Origin of the sequence: Ligilactobacillus acidipiscis, assembly GCF_900116935.1 — a bacterium.
Taxonomy (GTDB): Bacteria; Bacillota; Bacilli; order Lactobacillales; family Lactobacillaceae; genus Ligilactobacillus; species Ligilactobacillus acidipiscis.
Genome location: NZ_LT630287.1, coordinates 2,220,290 through 2,232,555, shown reverse-complemented (window position 1 = coordinate 2,232,555; position 12,266 = coordinate 2,220,290). Strand labels below are relative to the sequence as shown.

Here is a 12,266-nt window from a genome sequence, read left to right as displayed (position 1 = left end):
TGCTTTCGTAAAAAGACGAGCATGTCGGATCAGTATATTTTTTTTATTTGTGTTAAGAATTCAGCTGCCTCCTCATTGTAATGGTGCTTAGCGTTGATCTTCTTTAATAGTGGCCTGTTATGTGTGGAGGAATTTCCAGTTAATAGTATTTTTTGTTCCAGCTCGACATAGGGGAAGCCGTTATTTTTGCCCTTTCGCAATTCGATCTCTGGGTCATAAGCGACTCTGCGGAAATTGACATCATCGAGTCCGTTTTCTGAGACGGTTAAAAGCAAGTAACTGGCAGCTCGGTTTTGCAAAAGCTTGCCGCGCGGATCCCATGGACGACCGACAGAACCAGGATTCAAAATGATTTGCCCCGTGCGGCTGTAACGCCACAAGGGGCTATGGATATGTGCAAAAATTGCAATGTCGATCTCTTGGTCTAAGGTCAGCTGATCGAAGTTATCCTGGTTTTGGTCGGGATAAAGTGTATGTCCAAAATTATAGTTTGGTAAATTATGCGTTAAGGAAAAAATCAATTTGCCGACTTTTTTTCTGCCAGTCATGCGCAAATGCTTGATTTTTTCTTGGTGTTCTTTACTCAAATGTTCACTTTCAAATTTGACTAACATTGTGAAATAAACCGTCGATGGGTCGCTAATGTCATAGTTGGGATGGGTTAATTCTTTGTTAAAGTTATCCTCCCAGTTGCCCAGTAAAACTTGAGTCAAATTGATCTGGTCTAAAATTTGCAGACATTCTTCAGATGTTGCGCCGCCCAGAACCATGTCGCCCAGTGACCAAAACTCATTTGCACCAAGCTTTTGCGCATCTGAAACTACGGCTTGCAAAGCGGTGGAGTTTCCGTGGCTATCTGAGATCACTGCAATTCGTTGTTGCATAATAAAACCCTCCAGTAATAACTTCTTTCCAATTAAGCATAGTTAAGAAGGCACTAAAAGTAAAGTAATTAAATATTGTTTGTTGCAAACACTAATGCTAGGATATTACGTAAAGAGAAATAAATCGGTTGGAGCCGCGGCTTTCAAGAATTGAGTCCTAGTTTGGGTTGCTAGGGCGGCTTGGAGGCGGGCTTTTTTTGTTGCATGAATTTGAAAGGAAAGATGTACTTGGAAGCAATTGGTACGTTATGTTTGATTTTATTTGCAACGGCGCTGGCTGGTCACTTCAGCGCACGGTTGAATTTTCCACCTGTCATCGGGCAGTTGTTGATCGGGGTAGTCATTGGCCCGGCAGTTCTTAACTGGGTTCATCCCGGAAATTTTGTTGAGATCTTTTCTGAGATCGGTGTCGTGATTTTGATGTTTATTGGAGGTTTAGAAAGTGATCTGGCATTGCTCAAGAAATATTTAACGCCATCTTTGCTGGTGGCCGTTTGTGGGATGGTCTTACCGCTCGGCGGAGCCTATTTAGTAGGACAATTTTTTGGTTTAAATCATTTGGAAAATATGTTTTTGGGCGTGATTTTCGCTGCCACTTCGGTATCGATCTCTGTTGAGGTCTTGAAAAATATGCGTCAATTAGACACGCCAGAAGGAACGACGATTTTAGGTGCAGCTGTAGTGGATGACGTGTTGTCGATCATTGTGCTGAGTGTTTTGGTCAGTTTAGCCGGCAGCAAGATCAATACGGACGACCAGTTACCGTTGTGGTTGAGTTTACTGTTGCAGGTCGGTTTTTTCATGGTTCTTTTTGCTGCTGGTCGCTGGCTTGTTCCGAATTTGATGCGTTTAGGCGATAAGTGGTTAGTGCCGGTTTCTGAGACAGTGATGGCGTTGATCTTGTGTTTGGGTGCTGCATACTTGGCAGAAAAAGTTGGCTTAAGCAGTGCGATCGGTGCATTCTTTGCCGGTTTAGCTGTTGGGCAAACCAACTACCGGCAAAAAATTGACCGTAAGATCGAACCGATCGGTTATGCCGTTTTCATTCCGGTGTTTTTCGTCAGTGTGGGTTTGAATATGACCTTTACTGGACTGATTGAAAATTTCTGGCTTTTTTTGGCGCTGACAGTAGTCGGCACGCTGACCAAATGGCTGGGTGCAGGTTTAGGTGCTGGTTTAGCTAAGTTTAATTTTATCAGTTCTTCAATGATCGGTGCGGGCATGATCTCGCGCGGAGAAATGGCTTTGATCATCGCACAGTTGGGTTTTAACGCACATTTGTTATCGACTGACAATTATTCTGCAGTGATCGGGGCAATTGTCGTCACGACCCTATGTGCACCTTTCATTTTACGCGCCGAGATCAAACGTTTGTAAAAAATCAATTTTCCTACTAATTGCATATTTATTAGTAGGAGGTGAGCTAATGCATATGGAAGCACTAGAATTGCAATACTTGCAAACCTTAGAACAACGGGTCAAGATGACCAGAAAAGAACGACAAGAGTTGCAAAGCGCACTTGCCGGTTATCAAGGAGAGTGAACGCTTAACATTTTGCAAAATACCGACAGATTGTTAGATGATGTGAATTTAGATTATCAAAGCAGTCGCTGTCAAATTGACAAATTACTTGTCAGTGGTGATACTTTGTATATCGTAGATGTCAAAAATTACGATTGACACTATCAATATCATGATGGCTGCTGGTATTATGATAGGCAGGTGTTGTCCCATAATATTTTTGAACAGATCACACGTGCACAAGACATAGTTGCCCGCTGTTTGAGTGATCAGCTAGTACAAATGACTGTTAAAAGTGTTTTAGTGTTTGTGGGCAGTGATGTTGAGCTTGATGTGATCGATCCACCTGTGCGTATTGAGATCATGAATTTTGCTGAAGCCTGTGCTTGGCTGACACGGTTGCACCTTTCCACAAACGTTTCACATAATATATGTTGGAAGGCAGCTTTGAGCCGCTATTTTGTGCCAGCATATCGGCTTGAACATGATCTCAGCGTCATGTCAAACAAGGTGTTTGTTGTCTTAAGTGCGGGTCATTTGAAATGGAGCAAAGTCGGTGAAAGTAAGAGTCATAAGTTAGAATGTGACGCAAAGTCTGGCAAAGTAAGTGTTACAAGTAGAAATGTGACGCAAAGTCTGGCGAAGTAAGTGTTACAAACGGGAATGTGACGCAAAGTTTGGCAAAGTAAGTGTTACAACTCTTTAATTACTGCTCCTTCCAAAAATATTGCTCCACACGTAAAAAGCGACTCCCGTCACTTGCCAAGTTTATCCATGGCAAGCGACAAGGAGCCGCTTTTTACTTATTCTTGCTGTGGAAATCTTTTAGCCACGTCGACTTCATCTAAATGCAACGCTGTGTCCTTCGTGCAAACGACGGCGGCTAAGGCATCCATCCCGTTCGGAGCTGCCTTACCAGCTAGTAATTTGGAAGGGTTGCTTATCATGTTCGATAAATCTGTTAACTTGTCGACAGCTGTTTGTGATGCATTGCCATTGATCAGCAATTGATATTCCGGGTTTTGATCCAATTCTTTATGCAAGACGTCGATAAATTGCGGTTGTTGCGCTTCGCCTTGGTCCAATGTTAGAGCGACACGTTCTCGGAAGGTACCTAAATATTTACGCTGTTCGTCCGGCTTGATCTTAGGTGTTCCATATAAGCTTTCCGATAAACGATCGTTTAAGTCCCCATCAGTCATTATGTGATCCTCCTTTAAACTCGTTCCTTATACTCAACTATAACATATACTGTTCAGTAATTTAATCATTTTACTTGCCAATCGTTTGCTCGAACAAACTGCTAAAATAAATTCTGACTAAAAATACTGCTGTCATAAGCTTTTGGAGCACTTGCAAATGGGCTCCACAAAAAATTCACTTGAAAAGCAAACATATGTTCGTATAATAAAGAGTGAGGTGGTAATTATGAAAACAGCAGTCCAACATGTTGATGTGATGGAAGAACGGATCAACCATTATTTTAAGCCTCATATTAGGGCGCGCTATCAGATTCAAATCGTCAATGACAAATTCGATCACTCATTCAATTTCTTTTTTTTATACAAAATGGGCAATGAGAACACTCGCTCGATCCCGATCCGTGTGATCAAAGATTACGACTGGGTTTACTTTGAAAAAATCGTGCGTGAGTTGCATCGAAGAGTTAATTTTACCTTGCGTTTCACTGGTTTTACAGGTGAGATCTGGCAGTCGAATGGAAAAATGATCCCGCGTTATATGTAAAAAAACCGAAGACAACAAAAACTGGCGGCTTTGTTTGTCTTCGGCTTTTCAAAATAAGATAGAAGTTAATGACTGCTCAGGGGAGAACAGTCAAGAACCCAATCAACTTTAGCAGATTTGCAACTTGAATTCAATTGACGTGTTCGTTGTTCAAATGTTTGTCAGCCGCCACATTACGAGCAGAAGGGCGGAATAACATGACATTTTCTATCAAAATTACATTTCAACTCGGTTTATTTATTTTATTGTGCATTGCGATCTATAATTTGACCAAAAGGAAATGAATGAGCATTAAAGTGGAGCCGTTTTAAAGCATTGGGTATAATGAAAATGCTTAGATAAGCAAATCTAATTCAAGGAGTGTTTACTATGAGTAGCTTTGATGATAAATTGGATGAAGCAAAGAGTAAAGGGAAAGAAACATTAGGCAAGGTCACTGGTGATAAAGGCACAGAGGCTGAAGGTAAAGCAGAAGGCCTTGCAAGTAAAGCAAAACATAAGGCAGAAGACGTCAAAGATGCCGCTAAAGGTGCTGCTGAGGGTTTGAAGAAGAGCGCAGATAAAGACAAAGAATAAGCATGAAATATAATGAGGGCTAGCCAGCAAATGCTAGTCTTTTTATTTGCACAAATTAGTACTCCGCAAGCCATATTTATAAAAATAGCTACTCTCTAAATAATTTATATTTTTAACAAATTCTCTTTCTTTGTCCGTTATCATCCCGTTTGCCTGTGATCCAAAGCATGAATTATTCAGGTCTAAGATCGTTTTTTAATACTAATTTTATTCTGGTGACCTTTAAACTGAATCCTTGAAATACATTTCGCTAGTTCAAAAAATGCAGTTTAAAGAGCAAAGTCTAGGTGCTTTTATTTGTTTTTTTCACTACTCAAAATGACAAAAAAGGAGTATCATGATCCAATAGTACAGTCATTAAAATGTTATAGGGGAGGGGAAATTAATATGAACTTAGTTAATGAACTAGTCACTGTTGTTGGTAAAAAAAATGTCATTACCAACAAAGCAAAATCTTTACGTTTCCGGAAGGGTTATCGTTCAGGTAAGGGGGATGCACTAGCAGTAGTATTTCCAACCACTTTAATGGAAATGTGGCGTGTTCTGAATATTTTGCATGATAACAACATTATTATTATCATGCAGGCATCCAACACTAGCTTGACAGAAGGATCTACACCAACTCCCGGTTATGACCGACCGGCAGTTGTTGTAAGCGGAGCGAAAATCAAAGATCTACAGTTGATCAATAATGGGAAACAGGCACTTGCGTTTCCTGGAACGACACTGTTTCAATTAGAAAATGAATTAAAGCCGCTCAAACGGGAGCCACATTCAGTTATTGGTTCATCTAATTTAGGGGCATCAGTAATTGGTGGTATTAATAACAATTCTGGTGGCGCCTTGATCAGAAGAGGTCCAGCTTACACAGAGCTGTCATTATATGTGTGGATCGATGAAAATGACGAAATGCACTTAGTTAATCATTTGGGTATTGATTTGGGTGAAACACCTGAAGAGATCATTACTAATTTGCAAAATCGTAATTTTGATGTAAATCAAGTTCCAGCTACTAAACGCCATGGTTCAATGTACCAACATGAACAAGTTTTGCGTGATGTTGACTCAGATAACCCCATTCGATACAATGCCAACCCTAAAGAATTGTATGAAGTATCTGGCTCTTCTGGTCACGTTGCTGCGCTTGCTGTTAGATTAGATACATTTCCAATGGATAAGAAAACACAAATGTTTTACATTGGGACCAACAACCCTGATGAGTTGGAAGATATACGTCGCCATATCATGACAACTTTCAAAGAATTACCTGTTTCTGGTGAATATATGCATAAAGATGCTTATAGATTAGCTAAGCAGTATGGTAAAGATTCTTTGATTGTGATCGAAAAAATCGGTACAGGACACTTGCCACAGTTGTTTGCGCTAAAAGCGTGGGGAGAACGCTTCTTGAAGCCTATTCCATTTTTCAAGAATTATTTTCCAGATCGCTTACTACAAACATTAAGTCATTTATTTCCTAATCAAATGCCTAAAAGGTTAGATGACTATTATGAAAAATATGATCACTATCTGCAATTAAAGATGGCTGACAATGGTATTGAAGAAGCACGTGAGTACCTTAAGTCTTACTTCGCAAAGGCCAGTGGTGACTATTTTGAAGCCGATGTAAATGAGACTAGTAAGGCGGCAACGCACCGCTATGTAACGGCGGGTGTTGCTATTCGTTATCAGGAATTGAAGCAGGACAGTATTGATATCTTGCCATTAGACATTGCGTTGGCAAGTAATGAATATAAATGGTTTGAACATTTACCTAAGGAAATCGAAGATAAAATAGAGTATAAAATCTATTATGGTCATTTACTTGACCACGTAATGCACCAAGATTATATTTTAAAACCAGGTGTCGATGCACATAAGCTTAAAAAAGAAATGTTGAAAATCTTGGACGAAAGGCACGCTGTTTATCCGGCCGAACACAATGTAGGGCACTTATATTTAGCGTCACCGGCCTTAGTCAACCATTATAAGAAAAATGATCCAACCAACAGTTTCAACCCAGGTGTTGGTAAACAATCAATGTCTAAGTATTGGGGAGAATATTAAGCACGAGCTTTTGAATAGCCGCTATAATTTATAACCTAAAAAACATGTACTAGATCCTCATTAATGCCATGCAAAAAGGATAAATGCCTTGAAGTTTTAGTTCACTTATTAGGGGCTTGGATCTTTGAGATTTTTCGTCATGATTTCAAAGCACGAGAAAAACATTTGGTGCTTGATTAGCACTAGTTATTAAAAAGGGATTGGGACAAAATATCTCCAGTTTGATAAAAATTAAAGTAGTGCATATCAAAAGAACGAGATCAATTGCTAACAGCGGCAATTTTCTCGTTCTTTTTATTATCTTACTTTCTGACTAATTTAGCCAAGAGGTCGGCGAACTTGGGATCGTCGTTAAATGGCGACAGGTAGATGAATTCTTCGCCGCCATGAGTCATAAAGTAGCCCTTATTTCGACCTTTAACTCATGTAAAGTTTCCAGACAATCGGCCACAAACCCCGGCGCGATCACCATGATCTTGCGATAGCCGCGGTGAGGCAGCCCCTTGAGTGTGGAATCAGTAGCGGGTTTGAGCCATTCGCTTGGACCGAATTTCGATTGGAAAGTTTGAAAATATTTGACCTTGCCAACTTTTTCCATGATCTTTGCAGTAGTTTCGCGGCATTCTTGCGGGTAAGGGTCGCCGTTTGCAACATATGAGACGGGCACGCCATGATAGGAGAAAAGCAAGGCATTGACTGGCGTTTTTTGCAGTTGTTCCTTGATTTTTTCAGCATAGTAGTTGATGTAGTCGTCTTCCTTGTAAAAAGAGTGGATAAAACGTAAGTCCACGATCTTGTCAGTTTTGCGGAAGTAGTTTTGAACGTCGTCATAAACTGAGCCCACAGTCGTACCTGAATATTGCGGGTACAACGGGATGATCGTGATATCTTGATAGCCGGCAGTCCGCAGTTTGTAAAATGTTTCACTGATCCGAGGGTGACTGTAAGACATGGCGATCTCTACTCGATAGTCTGGCAAACGTTCTTGCAGGTAATTCTGTTGTGTTCTCGCATAGGTCAGGAGAGGCGAGCCATCTTCACGCCAGATCTGCTGGTATAGTTTGGCAGATTTCTGTGGCCGGTGTGGTAAGATCATTGTATGTAAGATAGGCTGCCACCAAAACGGACTCATTTTAATGATGCGTTGGTCTGACAAAAAGATGTTCAGATATTCACGCACACTTTTTGTGGTTGGTTTTTCAGGTGTTCCCAAGTTGATAAGAACTACGGCTTTTTTATCCATATAAGCTTTCTACTTTGTGAAAATGATTACAGTTGATTATAATATATAATTCACTTTAAATGAACCTTCGCTTAATGGCTGCTAACATTTGGATGATTTTGAACGTTTTAGAGATAAAATAACCAAAGTTACGCAAAGGTTCAGTAAAATAGGCATTATTTGGAATAATTTGAAAGTTTTTGACGGAACGTGATTGATTTTTTAGATGTGATTTGGTAATATACTTGCGGGGGGTAATGGAAGTGCTTGCAGAGCAAAGACAACAAATGATCATGGAGATGCTTTCGGACAGCAAAGTGGTCAAATTAAAGGACATCTGCCAACAGACAAAATGTTCTGCTTCTTCTGCCAGACGTGACCTGCAGATCTTAGAAGAGCAAGGCTCATTAGTTCGGATCCATGGCGGTGCCAAGGCCAAACACGACTTGCAACGAGAAATGGATATGACCGGTAAGTCGACCCAAAATGTGTCTGCTAAAGACCGGATCGCACAGTTGGCAGCTGACAAGATCACTGATGAAGACGTCATTTTCTTAGACGCTGGGACAAGTACTTTGGCTGTTGTTCGTTATTTGAGACCAGAACAGCATTTAACTGTTGTGACGAATGGTGTGATCCATGCGTCACAGTTAGCTGATCAAGGCATCCGGACACTGCTAGTTGGCGGGATGCTCAAGAATACGACTAAAGCAATCATCGGGACTAAAACCGTGCGTGACTTACAGCGGTATCGTTTCAACAAAGTCTTCTTAGGAACTAACGGTGTGCATGATGAATACGGTTTAACAACACCGGACCCTGAAGAAGCAGCTGTTAAACAAGCCGCTTTAGGTCAAGCAGAAGAAGTTTTTGTTTTGGCAGATGGTTCTAAGTTTGATGCCGTTTCATTTGTTAAGATTGCTGATCTCGAACAAGTTACGCTGATTACCACTGATATACCGCGTGTTGTTTTCGACAAATACAGCAGGCAAACTAATATTTTGGAGGTCTAGATGTCATGATTTATACAGTGACTGTCAATCCAGCAATTGATTATATTGTTCAGCTTAAAGAATTAACGCTGGGCGAAGTCAATCGCATGGATTATGACAACAAAATGCCAGGTGGAAAAGGGATCAATGTTTCCCGGATCCTAAAAGAACTCGGGCTTGATAATACAGCGCTGGGATTTTTAGGAGGATTTACCGGTGAATTTGTTGATGATTCCTTACAAGAACTTGGCTTACGCACCAATTTTACGCGGATCGCGGCCGACACCCGGATCAACGTTAAAATCAAGGCACAAACCGAAACAGAGATCAACGGTCAAGGACCGCAGATCACTGCTGCTGAAGTTGCAGCCTTTTCCCAACAGTTCGAACAACTGACACCCGCTGACACGGTGATTTTTGCCGGCAGCCTAGTACCAAGCTTAAGCACTGATTTTTATTCAGATTTGATCAAGATTATTCGTTCCAAGGGTGCGCAGTTTGTGATCGATACGACCGGGGAAAGTTTGCTAAAAACTTTGCCGGAACAGCCGCTCGTTGTTAAACCAAACAATCATGAGTTGGCAGATTTGTTTGGCGTTGAATTAAACAGCATTGCAGATATTGTTAAATATGCACGTAAATTGTTGGAGCTTGGAGCCCAGCACGTTTTAGTTTCAATGGCTGCTGATGGCGGTTTAATGGTTACTAAGGATAAAGTCTATCGTTCGAAGGCACCTAGGGGAACTGTGATCAATTCAGTCGGTGCTGGTGATTCAATGATCGCAGGCTTTACAGGTACATTTGCTCGTAGTAAAGATCCGCAAGAAGCTTTTAAGTATGGCTTAGCTTGTGGTTCAGCCACAACTTTCTCCGAAGATCTTGCAACTCGTGAAAAAATCGAGGAGATCTTACCTCAGATCAAGATCACGGAATGGGAAGAATAGATAAGTAAGTTAAATAAGTTTCAAGGACAAGGCGGGGCTAAAAAGCACCACGTTTTTCTTGGAGCAATCAGCGGGTCTTTACTGGTCAGATAATGAGGCTGGTTGTTTTGTTCAACATAGTAAGATGAGCGAAGCTGCTGGGATGTGAATTTGTTTGACTGGATTTGACCTACAAATGATGGAAGGAATTTAGAGCAATGGATATTCGTGAATTATTGATGAAAGATATCATGATCATGGATCTGGAAGCTGACACTAAAGCCGGCGTGATCGATGAAATGGTACACCACTATTATGAAAAAGGTATTATCGACGACGAAGAATTATACAAAAAAGATATTTTAGCTCGTGAGGAAGAAAACTCGACTGGGATGGGCGATGGGATCGCGATCCCCCACGCACACGATGCGGCTGTTAAGAAACCGGCCGTAATGTTTGCCCGCAGTGTTAAGGGTGTTGATTACGACTCGCTTGATGGTCAACCAGCTCATCTGTTCTTTATGATTGCTGCGCCTGAAGGCGGCGACAACACTCATTTGCAGGCTTTAGCTGCATTGTCGCAAGTGTTGTTGGATCCAGCAGTCGTTTCTTCTTTGAATGATGCTGATACGCCTGACAAGGTGCAAGCAATTTTCTCCGAAGCTGTTGGAAAGAAACAGGCCGAAAATGAAGCACAAGAAAAGGCCGAAAGACAACAAGACAAAGCCGCTGTTGCAAGCGACAAGCCTTATATCGTAGCCGTAACTGCTTGTCCTAACGGGATCGCGCATACCTACATGGCTGAAGATAATTTGAAAAAGGCTGCTGAAAAGTTGGGTGTTAAAATCAAGGTCGAAACAAATGGTTCTGAAGGTACTAAACATAAATTAAGTGCTGATGAGATCGACCGGGCCGAAGGTGTTGTTATCGCTGCTGATAAGAAAGTTTCCATGGGACGCTTTGATGGCAAAAAACTAACAAGTAAAGCTGTTACTGCCGCCATCAAAGACCCTGAAGCTTTGATCAACTCGATCTTAAACGACGAAGCCGGAACTTACCATGCTTCAGGCAGTGAAAGTTCCGATGATTCTGTCGATACTGGTGATTCTGGTTGGAGTGGTATCTACCGTCAATTGATGAATGGTGTTTCCCACATGTTGCCGTTTGTTATCGGTGGCGGGATCTTAATGGCCATTTCCTTTATCGTTGAAAACTATGCCGGCGGTGACAAGTCGATGGCCTTCATCTTCTTGAACAACGCTGGTAACATGGCTTTTGCCTTCATGGTCCCAGTTTTGGCAGCTTACATTGCCGAATCGATTGCTGATCAGCCTGCTTTGATGCCTGGTTTTGCTGGTGGGTTCATGGCAACTGTTTACACGGGTGCTTACGGCGGTGCCTACACGGCCAACGTCATGACTGATGCCAAGTCAGCTGGTGGTTTCTTAGGTGGTTTAGCAGCTGGTTTTATTGCCGGTTACTTCATGAAGTGGTTGGAAAAGAGCTGTGCTAAGCTGCCCCAATCTGTTGCTGGTATGAAGTCAATGTTGATCTATCCGATCGTTGGTTTACTGGTAATTGCTTTGATCATGTTCTTTATCGTCAACCCGATCTTCTCGACGATCAACGTTTGGATCACAAACTTCTTGAATCACTTAGGGACAGGTAACTCAGTGATCTTGTGCTTGCTGTTGGCTGGTATGATGGCGATCGACATGGGCGGTCCTTTCAACAAAGCTGCTTATGTTTTCGCCGCTGGTGCGTTCGCCAACGACCCGAACTCCCATCAAGCTACAATGTTGATGGCTGCAGTTATGGTCGGTGGTATGGTTCCGCCATTTGCCACAGCTATTGCTACTTTAGGCTGGAAGAACAAGTTCACCAAGCAGGAACGTCAATCTGGTGTCACGAACTGGATCTTAGGCTTCTCCTTCATCACAGAAGGTGCCATTCCATTTGCTACTGCTGACCCAGGCCACGTTATTCCTTCAAGTGTAATAGGTTCTGCAGTTGCCGGTGCCATTGTTGGTGCTTTGAAAGTCGGCGTTCCCGCACCTCACGGAGGTTTCTGGGTTGCACCGCTTGCAACAAATATTTGGGGTTACTTCTTAGCTGTGATCGTTGGTTCGATCGTTGCTGGTGTAATTCTTGGTCTATGGAAAAAAGAAGTTAAAGCTGCTAAATAATTAATAAAAAATGTCACTCCAACTGGGGTGGCATTTTTTGTGGAAGGTATTTTTGTCCTTGACTGACTCAAAGATGTTAGTTATTACTTGGTGAGGGAGGCACTCTTGTAAGGTTATGTTGAAAATGAATTTAGTTTGTACTGACCAG

At 41.7% G+C, this 12,266-nt stretch carries 11 protein-coding genes and 1 pseudogene; 9 read left to right on the top strand and 3 right to left on the bottom strand.

The annotated features are described in order from the left end of the window. Positions 1-29: 29 nt before the first annotated feature. Positions 30-884, bottom strand: a complete 855-nt coding sequence (locus BQ5903_RS10380) for a metallophosphoesterase family protein (RefSeq protein WP_056988071.1) — start codon at positions 882-884, stop codon at positions 30-32. Between the two features lie 228 nt (positions 885-1,112). On the opposite strand from BQ5903_RS10380, the gene BQ5903_RS10375 reads away from it, so the two are divergent. The 3 genes from BQ5903_RS10375 to BQ5903_RS10365 all read left to right on the top strand — a co-directional run bounded on the left by BQ5903_RS10375 (position 1,113) and on the right by BQ5903_RS10365 (position 3,054). Then, positions 1,113-2,261 carry a cation:proton antiporter gene (locus tag BQ5903_RS10375; protein ID WP_029605378.1) on the top strand — a complete coding sequence of 383 codons (1,149 nt, stop codon included), beginning with the start codon at positions 1,113-1,115 and terminating at the stop codon, positions 2,259-2,261. A 178-nt stretch (positions 2,262-2,439) separates the two neighbouring features. Beyond that, a complete protein-coding gene (locus BQ5903_RS12600; protein ID WP_158308969.1) occupies positions 2,440-2,565 on the top strand; it encodes a nuclease-related domain-containing protein in 126 nt (41 codons plus the stop codon). A 42-nt stretch (positions 2,566-2,607) separates the two neighbouring features. Beyond that, positions 2,608-3,054, top strand: coding sequence for a hypothetical protein (locus tag BQ5903_RS10365; RefSeq protein ID WP_079579494.1), 447 nt, complete (start codon positions 2,608-2,610; stop codon positions 3,052-3,054). 155 nt (positions 3,055-3,209) lie between these two features. Here BQ5903_RS10365 and BQ5903_RS10360 read toward each other — a convergent pair whose 3' ends face one another. Beyond that, positions 3,210-3,608, bottom strand: coding sequence for a DUF1694 domain-containing protein (locus tag BQ5903_RS10360; RefSeq protein WP_010497496.1), 399 nt, complete (start codon positions 3,606-3,608; stop codon positions 3,210-3,212). A 226-nt stretch (positions 3,609-3,834) separates the two neighbouring features. On the opposite strand from BQ5903_RS10360, the gene BQ5903_RS10355 reads away from it, so the two are divergent. The 3 genes from BQ5903_RS10355 to dld all read left to right on the top strand — a co-directional run bounded on the left by BQ5903_RS10355 (position 3,835) and on the right by dld (position 6,795). Continuing rightward, entirely contained in the window at positions 3,835-4,152 is a 318-nt protein-coding gene (locus BQ5903_RS10355) for a hypothetical protein (RefSeq protein ID WP_056988070.1), read from the top strand. Between the two features lie 369 nt (positions 4,153-4,521). Continuing rightward, positions 4,522-4,728, top strand: a complete 207-nt coding sequence (locus BQ5903_RS10350; RefSeq protein ID WP_010497492.1) for a CsbD family protein — start codon at positions 4,522-4,524, stop codon at positions 4,726-4,728. A 387-nt stretch (positions 4,729-5,115) separates the two neighbouring features. After that, on the top strand, positions 5,116-6,795 hold the full coding sequence (dld, locus tag BQ5903_RS10345) for a D-lactate dehydrogenase (RefSeq protein ID WP_079579493.1): 1,680 nt from the start codon (positions 5,116-5,118) through the stop codon (positions 6,793-6,795). A gap of 302 nt (positions 6,796-7,097) precedes the next feature. Here dld and hemH read toward each other — a convergent pair. After that, a pseudogene (gene hemH, locus BQ5903_RS10340) lies at positions 7,098-8,038 on the bottom strand (ferrochelatase). A 242-nt stretch (positions 8,039-8,280) separates the two neighbouring features. On the opposite strand from hemH, the gene BQ5903_RS10335 reads away from it, so the two are divergent. From BQ5903_RS10335 to BQ5903_RS10325, 3 genes are all read left to right on the top strand, one after another. Beyond that, a complete protein-coding gene (locus tag BQ5903_RS10335) occupies positions 8,281-9,030 on the top strand; it encodes a DeoR/GlpR family DNA-binding transcription regulator (RefSeq protein ID WP_331200006.1) in 750 nt (249 codons plus the stop codon). Between the two features lie 5 nt (positions 9,031-9,035). Then, positions 9,036-9,953 (top strand): 1-phosphofructokinase, encoded by a 918-nt coding sequence (gene pfkB, locus BQ5903_RS10330; RefSeq protein WP_079579491.1) that lies wholly within the window; start codon positions 9,036-9,038, stop codon positions 9,951-9,953. A gap of 197 nt (positions 9,954-10,150) precedes the next feature. After that, positions 10,151-12,118: a PTS fructose transporter subunit IIABC gene (locus BQ5903_RS10325; protein ID WP_079579490.1), complete on the top strand. Its 1,968-nt coding sequence runs from the start codon at positions 10,151-10,153 to the stop codon at positions 12,116-12,118. Positions 12,119-12,266 lie beyond the last annotated feature (148 nt).